Source organism: Bradyrhizobium sp. SZCCHNS3002 (assembly GCF_032377435.1).
In the GTDB taxonomy this organism is placed as follows: Bacteria; Pseudomonadota; Alphaproteobacteria; order Rhizobiales; family Xanthobacteraceae; genus Bradyrhizobium.
This window is the reverse complement of record NZ_JAUHHY010000009.1, coordinates 287607-306439: the sequence shown is the minus strand read 5'-3', so window position 1 is coordinate 306439 and position 18833 is coordinate 287607. Positions and strand designations below refer to the sequence as shown.

Genomic DNA, 18833 nt, shown 5'->3' with positions numbered 1-18833 from the left:
GGGTCCCTCTCATCCAAGCTTGGGGAACGGATCGCGTCCGAGTGCACGCGTCGCAACCCCGGCCAGCACACCGCCGCTGACAAGCGCGGCGGCCTTGGCGAGATCGTCGGCCATGTAGCGGTCGTGCTCCAGCGCCGGCACATGCGCGCGAAGCGCGGCAATGACAGCAGACAGCGCCGCGCTGGTACTGTGCGGCGCTCGCAGCTCGATGCCTTGGGCGGCGACGAGCAGCTCGATGCCGATGATCGCAGCGAGATTGTCTGCCATGTCGTGCAGCCGCCGCGCCGCGTGCGCGGCCATCGAGACGTGATCTTCCTGATTGGCACTGGTCGGCGTGGAGTCGATCGAGCAGGGCAGCGCACGCTGCTTGTTCTCGGCAAATAGCGCTGCCGCCGTCACCTCCGCGATCATGAAACCGGAATTGAGTCCGGGCTCCGGCGTCAGGAACGGCGGCAGGCCGAAATTCAGCGCGGGGTCGACCAGCGTCGCGATGCGCCGCTCGCTGATCGCGCCGAGCTCGGACAGCGCCAGCGCGATCTGATCGGCGGCAAACGCCACCGGCTCGGCGTGGAAATTACCGCCCGAGATGATCTCGCCGGTCTCGACCAGCACCAGCGGATTGTCGGTGACGGCGTTGGCTTCAGTGACGAGCGTGCGCGCCGCCTGGGTGAGCAGATCGAGCGCCGCGCCGGCGACCTGCGGCTGGCACCGCAGGCAATACGGATCCTGCACGCGCTCGTCGCCTTCGAGATGCGATAAGCGGATATCGCTGCCGTCGAGCAGCACGGTCAGAACGCGGCCAGCCGCGATCTGCCCGGGATGGCCGCGCAGCGCCTGGATCTCGGGACGAAACGGCGCGGTCGAGGCCATCGCGGCATCGACCGACAGCGCGCCCGTCACCAGCGCCGCGTCGAGCAGATCATGCGCGCGGAAAAGGCCGGCGAGCGCATAGGCCGTCGAGAACTGCGTGCCGTTGATGAGCGCGAGCCCTTCCTTCGGTCCGAGCGTGAGCGGCGCAAGTCCGGCACACGCGAGCGCCTCGCGCCCGGGCACCAGCCGGCCGTCAAGAAAGGCCTGGCCTTCCCCGATCATGACCGCCGTCATATGCGCGAGCGGCGCGAGATCGCCGGACGCACCGACCGAGCCCTGCTGTGGCACAAACGGACACACACCCTGCGCCAGCATCGCCTGCAATTGCTCGATGATCTCGCGGCGCACGCCAGAGGCGCCGCGGCCGAGCGAGATGATTTTAAGCGCTATCATCAGCCGCACGACCGGCTCTGGCGTGGCGGGCCCGACACCACAGCAATGCGACAGGATCAGGTTGCGCTGGAGCTGTGCGGTCTGCTCCGGCGGGATGCGTTTCGAGGCGAGTTTGCCGAAGCCGGTGTTGATACCATAGACCGGCTCGGCGCCCTGCGCCGCCTTGGCGACGATGGCCGCGGCAGCGTCAACGCGCGGCCAATAGGACGGATCGAGCGCAAGCGGCGCGCCCGCGTAGACGTGCGCGAGGTCGTCGAGGCCGACGCGGCCGGGCGCCGCAACGATCGTGCTCATCGCCCTCTCCAGACGCGCTGATGAAGGGGATTGAAGCCCATGCGATAGACGAGTTCAGCAGGACGGCCGATGTCCCATATCGCCAGATCGCACCGCTTGCCGGCTTCGAGCGTGCCGGTCTCGCCCAATACGCCCAAGGCACGCGCGCCTTCGCGCGTCACGCCGGCGATGCATTCGTCGACGGTCATCCGGAACAGCGTCGCCGCCATGTTCATGGCCAGCAACAAGGATGTCAGCGGCGACGAGCCGGGATTGCAGTCGGTCGCGAGCGCGAGCTTCGCGCCGTGCTTGCGGAACAGATCGACTGGCGGCTTCTGCGTCTCGCGGATGAAATAGAACGCGCCGGGCAGCAGCACGGCGACAGTGCCGCTCCGGGCCATCGCGGCCGCGCCAGCCTCGTCGGTATGCTCGAGATGATCGGCCGACAACGCGCCGAACTCGGCCGCAAGCGCCGCGCCCCCGAGATTGGAAAGCTGATCGGCATGTAGCTTGACCGGCAGACCGTGCATCTTGGCCGCGGCAAAGACACGCGTCGCCTGCGCCGCTGAGAAGGCGATGGTCTCCATGAAGGCATCGACGGCATCAGCGAGCCCGGACTTGGCGACTGCCGGCAGCATCTCGTTGCAGACGAGATCGATATAGCGATCCCTGTCGCCATCCGCTTCGACCGGCAGCGCATGAGCGCCGAGAAAGCTGGTGCGCACGGAGACGGGCCGCCTGCCACCGAGCGCGCGGGCTGCAGACAATTGCCGCAGCTCGGTCGCGGTCTCCAGGCCGTAGCCGGACTTGATCTCGATCGTGGTGACGCCCTCGGCGATCAGCGCATCGAGCCGCGGCATCGCGCTGGCGATGAGCGCTTCTTCGCTCGCGGCGCGCGTGGCGGCCACGGTGGACACGATGCCGCCGCCCGCCCGCGCGATCTCCTCATAGCTTGCGCCCGCCAGACGCAACTCGAACTCGTGAGCACGGTCGCCGCCGTAAATAAGATGCGTGTGGCAGTCGACGAGGCCCGGCGTGATCCAGCGGCCGTCGCATTCGATCAGCTCAGGCGCGTCAGCGTCGGCCGGGAAATCCGATTGCGGACCAGCAAAGACGATGCGGCCGTCGCGGGCAGCGACCACGCCCTGCTCGATCACGCCAAGACCAGCCGCGCTCTCGCGCAGCGTTGCCAGCCGCGCATTGCGCCAGATCCGGTCGAAACGCTCGGCCATGTTGCCTCCCACCTTCACGAAAGCTTGACGGGCGATATGTCTATACATAAACTCGCTTCCGCCGTTCTGTCCAGCGGGCTTATCAAACATGGCGTCACTGCACTTCGCATCCGCGCTTCTGCCCACGGGTTGGGCCGAGGACGTGCAGGTCGTCATCAGCAACGGCGCGATCGCGCAGGTCTCGGCGGGCGTGCCTCCGACCTCAGAAGACGAGCAACACGAGGTCGCGATCCCCGGCATCGCCAGTCTGCACAGCCACGCGTTCCAGCGCGGCATGGCCGGGCTTGCCGAGGTCAGCGGACATTCCACCGACACGTTCTGGACGTGGCGCGAGACGATGTACCGCTTCGCGCTGTCGATGCGTCCCGAGGATGTCGAGGCGGTCGCGACGCTGCTCTATGTCGAGATGCTCGAGCGCGGCTTCACGCGGGTCGGCGAATTCCATTATCTGCACCACGATCGCGACGGCACGCCTTATGCCGATATCGCCGAGATGGCGGTGCGCATCGCCGCGGCTGCCCAGACATCCGGAATCGGCCTGACGCTGCTGCCGAGCTTCTATGCGCATGGCGGCTTCGGCGGCGCGGCGCCGCATGACGGCCAGCGGCGCTTCATCTGCGATGTCGATCAGTTCGCAAAGCTGCTGACGGCCTCGCGCAAGGCGATCAGCGCGCTCCCCGGCGCCAATCTCGGCATCGCGCCGCACAGCCTCCGCGCGGTCGCGCCGGATGAGTTGAGCGCGCTGCTGCCGCTCGCGGACGGCGGCCCGATCCACATCCATGCCGCCGAGCAGGTCAAAGAGGTCGAGGAATGCCTCGCCTGGTCGAGCCGGCGTCCGGTGCAATGGCTGCTCGATCACCACACCGTCGATGCGCGCTGGTGCCTGATCCACGCCACGCACATGACGGCCGACGAAACGGCGGCGCTCGCGCGGAGCGGCGCGACGGCCGGCCTTTGCCCGATCACCGAAGCCAGCCTCGGCGACGGCATCTTCCCGGCGCGCGACTATCTGCGCGCGCACGGGCGCATTGGCGTGGGCACTGACTCGAACGTGCTGGTCGGCGTCAGCGACGAGTTGCGCCAGCTCGAATACGGTCAGCGGCTGACGCATCGCGAGCGCAACGTGCTGACGTCGGGCCCGCATGCGTCGACGGGCCGAACGCTGTTTGATGCCGCTCTCGCCGGCGGCGCTCAGGCGCTGGCGCAATCCAACGCCGGGCTCCAGGTCGGAGGCCGTGCCGATATCGTCACGCTCGATCTGTCGCATCCGTCGCTCGCAGGGCGGACGCAGGATGCGCTGCTCGACGGCTGGATCTTCGCGACATCGCACGACGCCATCGACTGTGTCTGGGCGAGCGGCGCCAAGGTCGTCCAGGGCGGCCATCATCGTTCGCGCGAGGCCGCCCGGCGCGGCTTCAACACGGCGGTGCGGAGGCTGCTCGCATGAGCCTCGCCGAGGATCGCGTCAAGCCGGGCGCCGGCACGCTCTACAAGACGATCCGCCAGGACATCGAGCGCCGCATCCTCACCGGCGAATGGCCGCCCGGACATCGTATCCCGTTCGAGCACGAGATCATGGCGCGCTACGGCTGCTCGCGCATGACCGTGAACAAGGCGCTCTCAGAGCTCGCCCAGGCCGACCTGATCGAGCGACGACGTCGCGCCGGCACGTTCGTGCGGCGTCCGCAATTCCTGTCGGCGGTGCTGAAGATCCCCGACATCCGCGCCGAGATCGGCGCGCTCGGCCGCGCCTACGGCTATCAGTTGATCTCCTCGACCCGCCGCACGGCCAATGCTGCCGATCGCGAGCGGCTCGGCGTCAAGAAACCGTGCAAGGTGATTGCGATCCGCTGCCGGCACAGCGCCGACAACGTCCCGTTCGCAATCGAGGATCGCCTGATCGATCTCGACGCGGTGCCCGATGCAGCCAAGGCCGACTTCAAGATCGATCCGCCAGGCTCATGGCTGCTGCATCACGTGCCCTGGACCGAGGCTGAGCACGCGATCAGCGCCATCGTCGCCGACGATACAATTGCCGAAGGTCTCGACATCGCGACCGGCGCACCCTGCCTAGTGATCGAGCGCCACACCTGGCGCAAGGGGCAGCCGCTCACGGCTGTCAGGCTGATCTATCCCGGCGAGCAGCACCGCCTGGTAGCACGATTCAGGGGCAGCGAATGAGACGGCTTATGCGCGCCCGATCTGAGCACGGGATTTGCAAGCACGCATGCAAAGACAAGCGGAGATCGCAGCCATCACGGCTGCGAGCCGCACGACAAGCTTCCTCTCACAGCAAAGGACGATGACGATGCGCAGACTAGGGCTTCTCGCAGTAACGGCCGCGCTCCTGGCCTCGACGACCGCCTACGCCGACGACGTCAAGGTCGGCGTCGGCATTTCCGGCTGGACCGGTTTCGCGCCGCTGACGCTGGCGAAGGAGGCCGGCATCTTCAAGAAGAACGGGCTCGACGTCACCATCAAGAAGATCCCGCAGAAGGATCGCCACCTCGCCATTGCCGCCGGCGACGTGCAGTGCGCGGCGACGACGGTCGAGACCTGGATCTCCTGGAACGCCAACGGGGTCGCCACCAAGCAGATCTTCCAGCTCGACAAGAGCTACGGCGCCGACGGCATGGCCGTACGCAACGACATCGCCTCGATCAAGGACCTGAAGGGCAAGACGGTGGCAGCATCGGCGCCGGGCACCTCGCCCTATTTCGGGCTGGCCTGGATGCTCAAGAAGAACGGCCTGAGCATCAAGGACGTCACCGTCGTCAACATGGAGCCGGGCCCGGCCGCGCAGGCTTTCGTCGCCGGCCAGAACGACGCCGCGATGACCTACGAGCCGTATCTCTCGACGGTCCGCGCCGCCCCCGACAAGGGCAAGATCATCGCCACCACGCTCGACTATCCGATGGTGATGGACACGTTCGGCTGCACGCCGAAATTCCTGTCCGAGAACCCGAAGGCCGCCAAGGCGCTCGCCGACAGCTATTTCGAGGCGCTCGACATGATCGCCAAGGACCAGACCAAGGCCTATGAGATCATGGGCGCCGATGTGAAGCAGACGGCCGATCAGTTCGGCAATTCCGCCAAATATCTGCGCTGGCAGGACAAGGCTGCGAGCCAGAAGTTCTTCGAGACCGAGTTCAAGACCTTCAACAAGGACGCGGCCGAGCTCCTGCTCGAGGTCGGCATCATCAAGCAGATCCCGAAGATCGAGGATCTCTATGATGCGAGCTTCATCAAGTAGACTCGAAGCGCGATCTGGGTGACTTCGTCATTGCGAGCGAAGCGACGTGTCCGCCGAAGCTCGTAGAGCGAAGGCGGAAGCAATCCTGGGCCCAGGGTGAGACCCTGGATTGCTTCGTCGCTTCGCTCCTCGCAATGACGAGCTTGATGCATCGTGCGCAGCATTGGCGCCGCCCCCTGAGCCCACTCATTCGAGGTCACCATCCGCAGCCCGCGTCACCTCGCGGGCCGCATCCAACCCGAAAGCCCGATCCGTGATCCGTCCTCTCGATCCCGTCAGCGCCCGGTCCAGAACAGCGCTCGGCCTCGCCTTTTTCGTCGTGTTCGTCGCGGCGTGGGCGTTGGCGACGTTCGGCGGCTACGTGCCGAAGACCTTCCTGGCCGATCCCTTGACCATGCTGCACGAGGGCTGGGATCTGCTGGTCAAGTTCGGCTTCCTCTACGATATCGGCATGACGGTCTGGCGCGTCGTCGGCGGCTTCGTGCTAGCGGCCGTGATCGCCATTCCGCTGGGCCTGCTCATGGGCGCCTACAAGCCGGTCGAGGCGTTCCTGGAGCCGTTCGTCTCGTTCGCCCGCTATCTGCCGGCATCGGCCTTCATTCCGCTGCTGATCCTGTGGGCCGGCATCGGCGAACTGCAGAAGCTGCTGATCATCTTCATCGGCTCGGTGTTCCAGATCATCCTGATGATCACGGTGACCGTCGGCAACACGCGGCGCGATCTCGTCGAAGCCGCCTATACGCTCGGTGCCAGCGATCGCGGCATCATCGGCCGGGTGCTGCTGCCGTCAGCGGCCCCTGAGATCGCCGAGATCCTGCGGCTCGTGCTGGGCTGGGCCTGGACCTACGTCATCGTCGCCGAGCTGATCGGCTCGTCCTCCGGCATCGGCCACATGATCACCGACAGCCAGGCGCTGCTCAACACCGGGCAGATCATCTTCGGCATCATCGTCATCGGCCTGATCGGGCTGATCTCGGACTTCCTATTCAAGGCGTTCAACGCCTGGCTGTTCCCGTGGAAGCTGGCATGACCACGCTCGTCATCGACAACGTCACGCGCATCTTCCCGGCCCGCCAGGGACATGCGCCGACGCGCGCGCTGGAGCCGGTCGAACTCACGATCGGCAACAACGACTTCGTCACGATCCTGGGGCCCTCCGGCTGCGGCAAGTCGACCTTGCTGCGCATCGTCGCCGGGCTCGATCATCCGACCAGCGGCAAGGTGCTGCTCGATGGCCGTGAAGTGACAGGGCCCGGCGCCGATCGCGGCATGGTGTTCCAGTCCTACACGCTGTTTCCCTGGCTCACCGTGCGCGAAAACATCGCCTTTGGCCTGCGCGAACGCGGCGTGCCGGAGAGTGAACGCAACGCGATCGCCGACCGCTTCATCCAGCAGATCGGCCTCAAGGGTTTTGAGAACCACTGGCCCAAGCAGCTCTCCGGCGGCATGCAGCAGCGCTGCGCGATCGCCCGCGCGCTCGCCAATGATCCGAAGATCCTGCTGCTCGACGAGCCGTTCGGTGCGCTCGACAACCAGACGCGCGTGCTGATGCAGGAGATGCTGCTCGGCATCTGGGAGCGCGACCAGAAGACGGTGCTGTTCGTGACCCACGACATCGAGGAGGCGATCTTCCTTGGCAGCCGCGTGCTGGTGATGAGCGCGCGGCCCGGCCGCATCAAGGCCGACATCAAGATCGAGCTGCCGCATCCGCGCTCCTACAAGGTCAAGACCTCGCCGGAATTCGTAGCGCTCAAGGAGCGGCTGGTGGAAGAAATTCGCGCGGAAGCGCTGAAGGTGGCGGCGGAGGCGTGAGAAGTGGCCGCCAGCTAAGTGGCCTCGCTCAGCGCCGCCTCTGCGAGCGGGATCGCGGAGACAGACCCCCACCCAAGCGCGTTTGCCGCTCTGTCGTACATGCCCTCTCCCACAAGGGGAGGGCGCAGTAGTGGCCACCGCGCTTGAAGCGATCTCGAGCGACGCGTTCCAATTGGGGCCGCGGCAAGACTGCACAATGCAGTGCCCTCGCCCCTTGTGGGAGAGGGCATCGCCGGCTCATCCATACACTCGCTTGGGTGAGGGTCTCTCTCCGCAAGGACACTCTTAGCTGCATAGCTCACTGCTGCGTCGACGATCAGCTCACATCGCATCGATTCCTATGGAGGCTTCCTCCAATTCGCTTCAACCACGGCACCAGATGGAACGCGCTCATCAGGAGATACATCACGGTCATGTCGCCGAGCGGCGCACCCGCCGGCATGGCCGAGCAGATCACGTCTGATCGGCCGTCGCGGGCCATGGCGTTCAGCACCGCCATCAGCGCGAAGGTCGGCGCCGCAGCGTAGCGGAGACCATTGGCGATGTCGGGCATCACGCGCATCCTGGTCGGGAAGAACGCCATGGCTCTGCTCCTTAGCGTGTGCCGTATTCGTCGTGGCGCCGCCACCAGACGCCCTGCTCGTTGCGCCCCTTGGGCGCGCGATCGAGCCATTGATAGGCGCCCCAGAGGCCGTCGAGGCCGCGGGCATAGCTCGAATAGGTGTGATAGACGACACCATCCTCGAGGACGAAGGCGCTCATGCCCGGCCGGTCGCGCATGAAGGTCGCGCCGTCGGTCCCGGCGCCGGCGGCAATCTCCGCCACCATCGCCGGCACATCGGACGCCCCGAGCGGGGGACTGGTGCGATAATTGTACTCGCTGCCGCCCTGGCGCTGCTGCTCCTCTGTGATCGCGACGTTGAAGTCGAAATTGAAGTCGCTGCTCGCCGATGACGCCCAGGGGAAGCTCCAGCCCATGCGCGCCTTGTAGGCTTTCAGTTTCGCCAATGGTGCGCGCGACACCGCCCACAGCATCACGTCGTGATTGGCGAGATGGACCTGGAAGCCGTTGAAGCCATCGGCGATCATCGAGCAGGATGGGCAGCCGACCTGGAAATCGGGGCCGAACATGAAGTGATAGACGAGCAGCTGCGAGCGGCCCTTGAATAGGTCTGGCAGCGTCGCCGGCTCGTCCTCGGTGTCGAAGCGATAGGCCTTGTCGACGCGCACCCATGGCAGGGCCTGGCGGCGTTCCGCCACCTCGTCGCTGCGGCGGGTGAGTTCCTTCTCGGCTTGCAGCAGGTCGAGCCGGGCCTTCAACCAATCTTCGCGCGTTCCGGTGATATGCATGGTCATGGTCGTCATCCTTTTTGCGTGTTGACCGCAGCTCAGACTAGGATCGGCAGGAGAGCGACCGGGAGTGACAAGTATGGCGGGATTTGCATGGACTCGCTGATCTCGGCGGCGGCGCAGGCGCTCGCCGCGGGCGATCCGCTCGGCGCATTGAACCGGGTCGCGTTGCGCGATGATCCCCCGGCGCTGGCGCTGCGCGGCATCGCGATGGCGCGGCTTGGCGATTTCGGGCGCGCGAAGGCGCTGCTCCGGCAGGCCGCGCGAAGCTTCGGTCCCAAGGCGGTTCTGGCCCGCGCCCGCTGCGCCGTCGCCGAGGCCGAGATCGCCCTTGCAGCGCGCGACCTCGGCTGGCCGACGAAGTCGCTCGCGGCCGCGCGCGAGACCCTGGAGCAGCACGGCGACCGCGCCAACGCTGCCTATGCGCGCAGCCTCGAGATCAGGCGCATGGTGCTGGTCGGGCACCTCGATGACGCCGAGCGTGGCCTCGCCGATCTCGATCCCTCGCCACTGCTGCCGGCGGCCCGCACGATCTACGAACTGATCGTGGCCGGACTGGCCTTGCGCCGGCTGCAAACGAAGACCGCGCGATCGGCGCTCGAACGCGCCGCGCGGTCGGCGCAGCAGGCCCGCATTCCCGAGCTCCGGGCGGAGATCGAGCGGGCCTCGTCGGCGCTGTCGGCACCGGCGGCGCGGATGATCCGGCGTGGCGAGGAACGCCTGCTGCAGCTCGACGACGTCGAGCGGCTGTTGCGGTCGGACCGGCTGATCATCGATGCCTGCCGCCTGGCGGTACGCCAGGCGAGCCAGATCGTGCCGCTGGCGCGGCGCCCGGTGCTGTTTGCACTCGCCCGGCGACTGGCCCAGGGAGCGCCCGACGACGTGCCGCGGGCCGAGCTGATCGCGCATGCGTTCCGCGGCAAGGAGGCCGACGAGTCGCACCGCGCGCGCCTGCGCGTCGAGATCGGACGGCTGCGCCAGTTGCTCCAAGGCCTCGCCGAGATCCATGCCACGCGCGACGGCTTCGCCCTGGTGCCGTGTGACGATCGCGAGGTCGTCGTGCTGGCGCAGCCGATCGAGGACGACAACGCCACCGTGCTCGCCTGCCTTGCCGATGGCGAGGCCTGGTCGAGCTCCGGCCTCGCGCTGGCGCTGGGCGCAAGCCAGCGAACGGTGCAGCGTGCCCTCGACGAACTCGCATCGTCTGGGAAGGTGCAGTCGTTCGGCCGCGGCCGCGCGCAACGCTGGACCTGTCCGGTCGTGCCGGAATTCGCGACGGCGTTGTTACTCCCCGCGTGGTCGTCGCTCGACTAGCGTGGGTCCATCGGAAGCAGAGGATGGCAGACATGACACGAGCAGCCGCGGAGATCACTCGCGAGTACGGCCCCTTCGACGGCGCCGAGCGCGTCAACGGCGTCAGCTATGACGGCCGGCAGGTGTGGATCGCGACCGGCAGCAGCATCAAGGCGTTCGATCCCGCTGACGGCACGGTGCGGACGTCCATCGATCTCCCCTCTCACGCCGGCACGGCGTTCGATGGCCGGCATCTCTATCAGATCGCGGAAGATCGCATTCACAAGGTCGATCCCGACGACGGCCGCGTGCTCGCGACCATCCCGGCGCCCTCGGGTGGCGGCGACTCCGGACTTGCCTGGGCGGAGGGATCGCTCTGGGTCGGCGCCTATCGCGATCGCAAGATCCACCAGATCGACCCTGCGACCGGAAAGATCCTGCGCAGCATTCCGTGCACGCGCTTCGTCACCGGCGTCACCTGGGTCGACGGCGAGCTCTGGCACGGCACCTGGGAGGACGACGTCAGCGACATCAGGCGCATCGATCCCGCCACCGGCGAGGTGCTCGACCAGCTCGACATGCCCGCCGGCACCGGCGTCTCCGGCATGGAATCCGACGGCGAAGAGACCCTGTATTGCGGCGGCGGCGACAGCGGCAAGGTGCGCGCGATCAGGCGGCCGAAGCGGGCGCGAGGGTGAGCCGCTGACGGCTCCGCGACAGGAAGTGGCCTACTTGCCGATCGAGGTGTAGGCCGCCTTGCGGAAATTGGCGTTGGCCTCCTCGCGCGTCTGCAGCTGCTGGCCACCGCCGCCACCGACCGGCCTGGTGGGCGTGACCACCGAGAACAGCACGAAGCCGCCGGCCTTGCGCGGGAAGATGAAGTATTCGGCGATATCCGACTTCTCGCTGTCCTCGCAGGAGGACATGCCGCGGAACACCACGGCGCTGTCGACCAGCTCGCTGTTGCGCGCCGAGATGAACTTGCCCTTGCAGTCGCGCGCGTCGTTGCCGATGATCGTGGCAGCGACTTCCAGGCCGTCGACATTGCGCTGTGGCGGCACGATCCGAACGAAGCCGGTGGCGTTGTCCGCCTTCCAGGCGACCCCGCCCGATGTCAGCCACACCGGCCGCTCGCCTCCGCCCAGAATGGCCGGATGCGACAGCGAGGCCTTGAGGATGAAGTTGGAGGCGATCTGCATCGCTTCCAACTGCAGCTCGGGAGAATCCTCCGCGGCACGTGACGGCTGCGTGCTGGCGGTTGCGGCGGGCGCGGCGCCGGCAGGAGCTGCCTGACGCTGCGCCGAGTGAGCACCGGGCTGCACCGTGAAATTCGTCGCTGCCGCCAATCCGCCGGCATTGATCATGCGCACGCAATTCGCCAGCGACGGCAGCAGCACCGACGTGCCGTTCAGATCGAACTGGAACAGGTTGCCCTGCGCGAAGGCCGACATCGTCCGAGCCGCCCTGAACGATTTGATCAGGCTGGAGTCGTTCGGCATCGGCACGACGACCATGTTGGCCGACCACACCGAGCCCTCGACATTGTAGGAATTGCGCCCGTCGAAGCTGAGCACGATGGGAAACTTCTGCCCCTGCGAGAGCGACCAGCCAGGATGGATGAAGGCGAGAGCCCAGTTGTAGGTCGGCAGCGCGAGAACGCCGAAATTGATGCCGCTCTTGTAGCTGGCGGATGCGATGCAGCTCGAGAACTTCCCGGTGTTGTCGTCGGTGTAGGCGCCGCCCGACCAGCCGGCCACGGAGACGGAGCCGTAAGGCCCTTTCGCATGCGCAGCTTCGTTCAATGCAGCTGTCACCAGCGCCAGGAGCAAAAGCCCCGTTTCAAGGATCGCGCGCCGTACCGTCATCCCAATTCCCCGTTTTCGCCGCATTGTTGCAATTCCCGCGGCTACGTCAAGTAGCAGCGACGAATGCGCGACTACCCCAGGGATTGACCTGCTGACCGGCTTCATGCCCGCCAGGGCACAACATGTCGCGGCCGTCCTCCACAGCCCTTCATGGGAGCGTCATCGAACTCCGCTAGCGCTTGCCGGGTCTCACGCAGGCCAAGGGCTTCCTCGAAAGGGTTTCCTCGACATGACTACCACGCTGCCGGTGCTCGGCGCCGCCCTCTCCGTCAAGTCCATTCCCGCACATCGCGACTGGCTGCTCGAACGCCAGCGCGATCTCGAAATCCAGGACTTCTTCCGGGCGGACCTGCTCGACAGCGACTGGCGCAGCACCGCCAAGGAGATCAAGTCGATGCTGTCGGGCCACACCGGCCGGCTCGGCATCCACGGGCCGTTCTGGGGCTTCACCATCGCTAGCCACGATCCGATGATCCGCCGCGCCGTCACCAAGCGCCTGCTGCAGGGGCTCGAGGTCGCCGAGTTCCTCGGCGCCACGCAGATGGTGATCCACTCGCCCTACACGACCTGGGACTACAACAACATCGACATGCTGCCGGACAACCGCGAGGCGCTGATCGAGCGTGTCAGGGCGACGCTCTCCGATGTGATCGCTTCCGCCGAACAGGCCAATTGCGAGCTGGTGATCGAGAACATCGAGGACAAGGATCCGCTCGATCGCGTGGGCCTGGCGAAGGCGCTGGGCAGCAGCAAGGTGCGCGTCTCGCTCGACACCGGCCATGCCAACTACGCGCATCATTCGACGGGCGCACCGCCGGTCGACTACTACGTCGACGCCGCCGGCGACATGCTGACCCACGTGCATCTCCAGGACACCGATGGCTATGCCGACCGCCACTGGGCGCCCGGTGAAGGCAACATCCGCTGGGTGGCGGTGTTTCGCGCGCTGGCCCGCCTCACCTCCAATCCGCGCCTGATCCTCGAGCTGCGCAACCACGATCATGTCAAGGCCGGCGCGGCGTATCTCGCCTCGCTCGAGCTGGCTCAGTAAGCCACCACGTTCGCGCTTTCAGACGACCTCAGACCACAGAGAGATTGCCATGACCAAGCTCACCCGCCGCGGCCTGCTCGGCGCCGGCGCCGCGATCGGCGGCAGCTTCATCCTGCCGCGCGTGTCGATCGCGCAAGCCGACAACCGTCCCTCGGTCACCATCGCCGTACAGAAGGTGACCAACTCGAACGTGCTCGACGTGCTGCGCGAGCAGTCCAATGTCGGCGAGCGCGTGTTCTACTCGTCGCTGTGGGAAAGCCTGATCTCGAAGAACTTCCGCGGCAATCTCGAAGCCGTCCCCGGCCTTGCCACCGAGTGGAAGCGCATCGACGACCAGACCGTCGAGCTGAAGCTGCGCCAGGGCGTCAAGTTCCACAATGGCGACGAGATGACGTCCGAGGACGTCGTGTTCTCGTTCAGCCGCGAGCGCATGTTCGGCGACAGCGAAGCCAAGAGCCGCACCACCATCAAGGCGTTCGAGAAGATCCCGACGCCGCGCCCCGGCAAGGAGCTGCCGCCGGACGTGATCGGCGTGGCGCGCCGGATGTGGCCGGACCTCGTCCGCGTCGACGCCGTCGACAAATACACCGTGCGCTTCGTCAACGCGACGCCCGATGTGACCATCGAGGGCCGCCTGATGCGCTACGGCTCCGACATCATGAGCCGGCGCGGCTGGGAGGAGGCTGCGAGCTATCTCGACTGGGCGCGCAAGCCGATCACGACCGGTCCCTACAAGATCGTCGAATTCAAGCCCGACGTGTCGCTGACGCTCGAGGCTCATGACGAATATTGGGGCGGCCGACCGCCGCTGAAGCGCATCCGGTTCCTGGAAGTGCCGGAGGTCGCGAGCCGCATCAACGGCCTGCTGTCCGGCGAATACCAGTTCGCCTGCGACATCCCGCCGGACCAGATCGCCGGCATCGAGAAGAACGCGGCGTTCGAGGTCCAGGGCGGCACCATCCTCAATCACCGTCTCACCGTGTTCGACAAGAACCATCCGCAGCTCGCCAATCCCCTGGTGCGCCGCGCCTTCACCCATGCGATCGATCGCCAGGCCATCGTCGACAGCCTGTGGGCCGGCCGCACGCAGGTGCCGAAGGGCCTGCAATGGGAGTTCTACGGCGACATGTTCATCGCCGACTGGAGCGTGCCGGCGTTCGATCCGAAGCTGGCGCAGGACCTGCTCAAGCAGGCCGGCTACAAGGGTGACCCGATCCCCTATCGCCTGCTCAACAACTACTACACCAACCAGGTCGCGACCGCGCAGGTGCTGGTCGAGATGTGGCAGGCGGTCGGCCTCAACGTTCAGATCGAGACCAAGGAGAACTGGTCGCAGATCCTGGAGCGCGGCCCGACCCGCGCGGTGCGCGACTGGTCGAACTCGGCCGCCTTCAACGATCCGGTGTCGTCGCTGGTCGCCCAGCACGGCCCCAACGGCCAGCAGCAGCAGGTCGGCGAATGGAGCAACGACGAGCTCAACCGGCTGTCGGAGTTCCTGGAAACCTCGACCGATCGCGAGGCGCGCAAGAAGGCGTTCCGCCGCATGCTGGAGATCGCCGAGCGCGAGGACCCCGCCTATACGGTGCTGCACCAGAACGCGACCTTCACCGCCAAGCCGAAGTCGATCAAATGGAAGGCCTCGCCGGCCTTCGCGATGGACTTCCGCACCGGCAACTACGGAGCGTGACGCCGTGGCGCCGCTGGTCAGCATCTCCGGCCTGAAGGTCGCCTTCGACGGCACGCCTGTGCTGCACGGCATCGATCTCGACATCGGCAAGGGCGAGGCCATCGGCCTCGTCGGCGAGTCCGGATCCGGCAAGTCGGTGACTTGGCTCGCGGCGCTGGGTCTCCTGCCCGGCAAAGCGCAAGTATCAGGCTCGGCCAGGCTCGAAGGCCGCGAGCTGCTCGGCGCCGACGGCAAGGTGCTCGACCAGGTGCGCGGCCGCCGCATCGCGATGATCTTCCAGGATCCCGCCAGCGCGCTCAATCCGGTGCTCACGATCCGGCGCCAGCTGTGTGAAAGCCTGGCGCTGCATCGCGGCCTGCGCGGCGAGGCCGCGCGCATCGAGGCGCTGAGGCTGCTCGATCTCGTCGGCATCCCCGATGCTGTCAGGCGGCTGTCGGCCTATCCGCACGAATTCTCCGGCGGCCAGGTCCAGCGCATCATGATCGCGATGGCGCTCGCCGGCCAGCCCGACCTCCTGATCGCCGACGAGCCGACCACTGCGCTCGACGCCACCATCCAGGCGCAGATCCTCGATCTGCTGTCGGCCATCCGGCGCGAGTTCAACATGGCGATGGTCCTGATCAGCCACGACCTCGGCGTCGTCGCCGAGAATTGCGACCGCGTCTGCGTGATGTATGCCGGCCGCATCGTCGAGCGCGCACCCGCCACGCGGCTGTTCGACGATCCCTGGCATCCCTATGCGCAGGGCCTGATCGGCGCGCTGCCGCCGCTCGATGGCATCAGGCGGCGGCTACAGGCGATCCCCGGCACGGTGCCTGATCCGCGCGCGCTGCCGAGCGGCTGCGCCTTCGCGCCGCGCTGCACGTTTGCCGGCGACGGCTGCCACGCCGGCGTGCCGCCGCTGGCGCCGGTGGAGCCAGACCGCGCGGTGGCCTGCCTGCGGCCGCAGCGCCTGCCGGTGGAGCTCGCCGCCGAATGACAGCGCCGCTGGTCGAGGTCTCCGGGATCTCGCGCACCTATCGGATGCGGTCCGGCCTGTTCGGGCGTCCCGCATCCGTCCACGCCGTCGATGGCCTGAGCTTCTCCATCCAGAAGGGCGAGACACTCGGCATTGTCGGCGAATCCGGCTCCGGCAAGTCCACCACCGGCCGCATGGTGCTCGGGCTCGAGCCGCCTGACCGCGGCAGCGTGCGCTTCGACGGCGCGCCGATCGCTGCCCCCGGCTCGGCGGCGTGGCGCGCCCAGCGCGCGCGCATGCAGATGATCTTCCAGGATCCGCTCGGCGCGCTCGATCGACGACTTCCCGTGGCCTTGCAGATCCGCGAGCCGCTCGACATCCACGACATCGGCACCAAAGCCGAGCGCGACGCGCGCGTGCGTGAGTTGCTCCAGGCGGTCGATCTCAACGACAGCCACGGCGCCCGCTATCCCGGCGCCCTGTCCGGCGGTCAGCGTCAGCGCATCGTGCTCGCCCGCGCGCTGGCGACCAAGCCCGACTTCCTCGTCTGCGACGAGCCGGTCAGCGCGCTCGACGTTTCGATCCAGGCGCAGGTCGTGAACCTGCTGGTCGACCTGCAGGCCCAGCTCGGATTGACGATGCTGTTCATCAGCCATGACCTGCGCGTCATCAGGCAGATCAGCAGCAAGGTGGCGGTGATGTATCTCGGCCGCATCGTCGAGTATGGCGACGCCGACGATCTGTTCGCGCGGCCACAGCACCCCTACACGCAGGCGCTGGTATCGGCCTCCCCTGCTCCGGGACGCCGCAGCACCAACCGCATCGTGCTGACGGGCGACCCGCCCAATCCGGCGGCGCGTCCCGCCGGCTGCGCCTTCCATCCGCGCTGCAGCCACGCGACCGCCCGCTGCGCCCACGAGGAGCCCGTGCTCACCGCGCTGGATCAGCAGCGCCAGGTGGCCTGTCATCTCGTCTCAGGGCAGCAATCGCAGACCCAGGACGCCGCGTGATGCTGCGCTATTTCGCCATCCGCCTGGCGCGTGCGCTGCTGACGATCGCGCTCGTCGTTACCTTTGCCTTCATCGTGCTCCGGCTGTCGGGCGATCCCGCGCTGATGATCATGGGGCCCGAAGCGCCGCCCGAGGTCATCGAAGCGTTCCGCAAGGCCTGGGGCCTCGATCATCCGATCTGGATGCAATATCTCGACTACTTCAAGGCGATCGGCCAGGGCGAGCTCGGCCGCTCGATGCGTGATGGCCGGCCCGCGATCCAGCTCGTCATCGAGCGCATCCCCGCGACCCTGGCGCTGACCGCCCCGGCGTTCCTGCTGAAAGTGCTGCTTGGCATTCCCGCTGGCGTCTACGCCGCGCTGCATCGGGGATCGGCGATCGACCGCGCCGTGATGATCACAGCGGTCGCGGGCTTCACGGTGCCGAGCTTCGTGCTGGCGCTGATCCTCGTGCTGATCTTCGCGGTGCAGCTCGGCTGGCTGCCCTCGGGCGGACAGGACTCGTGGCGTCATGCCATCCTGCCGATCGTGACGCTCGGCTTCGGCGGCGCCGCGGTGCTGGCGCGGTTCACGCGTAGCGCCATGCTGGAAATCCTCGGTCAGCCCTACATCAGAACGGCGTCGGCCAAGGGCGTGCCGTGGCGCCGGGTGATCACGAATCACGCGCTGCCCAACGCGGCGATCCCCACCGTCACCATTCTCGGCTTCATGGTCGGCAGCCTGATCGCAGGCGCTGTCGTGGTCGAGAGCGTGTTCTCCTGGCCCGGCGTCGGCCGTCTGCTGGTCGTCGCCGTCGCCAACCGCGACCTCGCGGTCGTGCAATGCATCCTGCTGCTGGTGGCGATGACGATGGTCACGTCGAACCTGATCGTCGATTTCCTTTACGGCCTGCTCGATCCGCGGCTGCGCAGCAAGGGAGCAGAGGCATGACCGACCTTGCATTGAAATCGCCCGCCGCGCGGCGGCCGCGCTGGCCGAATATTCCCGTCTCCGTGACCATCGCCGTCGGCTGGATCGTCGCGATGCTGTTGCTGGCGATCTTCGCCGATCAGCTCGCGCCATACGGCTTCACCAAGTTCGATCTGCGCAATCGCCTGTCCTTGCCCGGCAACCCGGCGCATTGGCTCGGCACCGACGAGCTCGGCCGTGACGTGCTGTCACGGCTGATCGTCTCGATCCGGATCTCGCTGCTGATTGCATTCGGCGCGACGGCGATCTCCGCCATCGCCGGCACCACGCTCGGCTTTCTCGCCGCGCATTTCCGCGGCCTCGTCGAGCAGGCGGTCCTGATGCTGGCGGACTTCCAGGCCAGCATGCCGTTCCTGATCCTGGCGCTCGCCGTGCTCGCCTTCTTCGGCAATTCGCTGCCGCTGCTGATTGGATTGATGGGCCTGTTCGGCTGGGAACGCTACGCACGCATCGCGCGCGGGCTCGCCATCTCCGCCAATGCGCAAGGCTACGCCGCCGCCGTGCGCCAGCTCGGCGCGACGCCGCAGCGGGTCTATCTCAGGCACATCCTGCCGAACATCGCCTCGACTCTGATCGTGTCGATGACGCTGGTGTTTCCGGAAGTCATCCTGCTGGAGTCCGGCCTGTCCTTTCTCGGGCTCGGCGTGCAGCCGCCGATGACGAGCCTCGGCAACATGGTCGGCTATGGTCGCGAGTATCTGACGCGCGCGCCGTGGATCATGCTGGCGCCAGCGGTCACGATCGTTGTGACGACGCTCGCCGTGTCCGTCATCGGCGACTGGCTGCGCGACCGGCTCGACCCGACGCTGCAATAGCTA

General features: G+C 67.0%; 18 protein-coding genes. 13 read left to right on the top strand and 5 right to left on the bottom strand.

All coding sequences use genetic code 11. The features are described 5' to 3' along the window. Positions 1–9: 9 nt before the first annotated feature. Together hutH and hutI are read right to left on the bottom strand one after the other, a co-directional pair. Positions 10–1557, bottom strand: a complete 1548-nt coding sequence (gene hutH, locus QW845_RS20935; protein ID WP_315803426.1) for a histidine ammonia-lyase — start codon at positions 1555–1557, stop codon at positions 10–12. Further along, positions 1554–2768, bottom strand: coding sequence for an imidazolonepropionase (gene hutI, locus QW845_RS20930; RefSeq protein WP_315803425.1), 1215 nt, complete (start codon positions 2766–2768; stop codon positions 1554–1556). Before hutI ends, hutH begins: the two co-directional genes overlap by 4 nt. Positions 2769–2856: 88 nt before the next feature. Between hutI and QW845_RS20925 the strand changes: the two genes are divergently transcribed. The 5 genes from QW845_RS20925 to QW845_RS20905 all read left to right on the top strand — a co-directional run bounded on the left by QW845_RS20925 (position 2857) and on the right by QW845_RS20905 (position 7833). Continuing rightward, positions 2857–4215: a formimidoylglutamate deiminase gene (locus QW845_RS20925; RefSeq protein WP_315803424.1), complete on the top strand. Its 1359-nt coding sequence runs from the start codon at positions 2857–2859 to the stop codon at positions 4213–4215. Further along, entirely contained in the window at positions 4212–4949 is a 738-nt protein-coding gene (gene hutC, locus QW845_RS20920) for a histidine utilization repressor (protein ID WP_315803423.1), read from the top strand. The genes QW845_RS20925 and hutC overlap by 4 nt, the downstream gene beginning before the upstream one ends. 127 nt (positions 4950–5076) lie before the next feature. Next, positions 5077–6021: an ABC transporter substrate-binding protein gene (locus QW845_RS20915; RefSeq protein WP_315803422.1), complete on the top strand. Its 945-nt coding sequence runs from the start codon at positions 5077–5079 to the stop codon at positions 6019–6021. Positions 6022–6277: 256 nt separating this feature from the next. Beyond that, on the top strand, positions 6278–7051 hold the full coding sequence (locus QW845_RS20910; RefSeq protein WP_315803502.1) for an ABC transporter permease: 774 nt from the start codon (positions 6278–6280) through the stop codon (positions 7049–7051). Next, positions 7048–7833, top strand: a complete 786-nt coding sequence (locus QW845_RS20905) for an ABC transporter ATP-binding protein (protein ID WP_315803421.1) — start codon at positions 7048–7050, stop codon at positions 7831–7833. The genes QW845_RS20910 and QW845_RS20905 overlap by 4 nt, the downstream gene beginning before the upstream one ends. A 316-nt stretch (positions 7834–8149) precedes the next feature. On the opposite strand, the gene QW845_RS20900 is transcribed toward QW845_RS20905, so the two are convergent. Both QW845_RS20900 and QW845_RS20895 read right to left on the bottom strand, forming a co-directional pair. Continuing rightward, positions 8150–8416: a hypothetical protein gene (locus QW845_RS20900; protein ID WP_315803420.1), complete on the bottom strand. Its 267-nt coding sequence runs from the start codon at positions 8414–8416 to the stop codon at positions 8150–8152. Positions 8417–8427: 11 nt separating this feature from the next. Further along, positions 8428–9189: a DUF899 domain-containing protein gene (locus QW845_RS20895; RefSeq protein WP_315803419.1), complete on the bottom strand. Its 762-nt coding sequence runs from the start codon at positions 9187–9189 to the stop codon at positions 8428–8430. A gap of 87 nt (positions 9190–9276) precedes the next feature. On the opposite strand from QW845_RS20895, the gene QW845_RS20890 reads away from it, so the two are divergent. Then, positions 9277–10497: a helix-turn-helix domain-containing protein gene (locus tag QW845_RS20890; RefSeq protein ID WP_315803418.1), complete on the top strand. Its 1221-nt coding sequence runs from the start codon at positions 9277–9279 to the stop codon at positions 10495–10497. Positions 10498–10529: 32 nt separating this feature from the next. Next, a complete protein-coding gene (locus QW845_RS20885) occupies positions 10530–11174 on the top strand; it encodes a PQQ-binding-like beta-propeller repeat protein (protein ID WP_315803417.1) in 645 nt (214 codons plus the stop codon). A 30-nt stretch (positions 11175–11204) separates the two neighbouring features. Here QW845_RS20885 and QW845_RS20880 read toward each other — a convergent pair whose 3' ends face one another. Next, positions 11205–12341 carry a hypothetical protein gene (locus tag QW845_RS20880; RefSeq protein ID WP_315803416.1) on the bottom strand — a complete coding sequence of 379 codons (1137 nt, stop codon included), beginning with the start codon at positions 12339–12341 and terminating at the stop codon, positions 11205–11207. 229 nt (positions 12342–12570) lie between these two features. Between QW845_RS20880 and QW845_RS20875 the strand changes: the two genes are divergently transcribed. The 6 genes from QW845_RS20875 to QW845_RS20850 are packed head-to-tail and all read left to right on the top strand — an operon-like array spanning position 12571 to position 18830. After that, the gene (locus tag QW845_RS20875; RefSeq protein ID WP_315803415.1) at positions 12571–13392 is read left to right on the top strand and encodes a sugar phosphate isomerase/epimerase family protein; all 822 of its coding nucleotides are present in this window, start codon (positions 12571–12573) and stop codon (positions 13390–13392) included. 49 nt (positions 13393–13441) lie between these two features. Then, positions 13442–15079 carry an ABC transporter substrate-binding protein gene (locus QW845_RS20870; protein ID WP_315803414.1) on the top strand — a complete coding sequence of 546 codons (1638 nt, stop codon included), beginning with the start codon at positions 13442–13444 and terminating at the stop codon, positions 15077–15079. Between the two features lie 4 nt (positions 15080–15083). Continuing rightward, the gene (locus QW845_RS20865; protein ID WP_315803413.1) at positions 15084–16058 is read left to right on the top strand and encodes an ABC transporter ATP-binding protein; all 975 of its coding nucleotides are present in this window, start codon (positions 15084–15086) and stop codon (positions 16056–16058) included. Beyond that, the gene (locus QW845_RS20860; protein ID WP_315803412.1) at positions 16055–17047 is read left to right on the top strand and encodes an ABC transporter ATP-binding protein; all 993 of its coding nucleotides are present in this window, start codon (positions 16055–16057) and stop codon (positions 17045–17047) included. Before QW845_RS20865 ends, QW845_RS20860 begins: the two co-directional genes overlap by 4 nt. Beyond that, a complete protein-coding gene (locus QW845_RS20855; protein ID WP_315803411.1) occupies positions 17047–17976 on the top strand; it encodes an ABC transporter permease in 930 nt (309 codons plus the stop codon). Before QW845_RS20860 ends, QW845_RS20855 begins: the two co-directional genes overlap by 1 nt. Beyond that, positions 17973–18830: an ABC transporter permease gene (locus QW845_RS20850; RefSeq protein WP_315803410.1), complete on the top strand. Its 858-nt coding sequence runs from the start codon at positions 17973–17975 to the stop codon at positions 18828–18830. The genes QW845_RS20855 and QW845_RS20850 overlap by 4 nt, the downstream gene beginning before the upstream one ends. Positions 18831–18833: the final 3 nt, after the last annotated feature.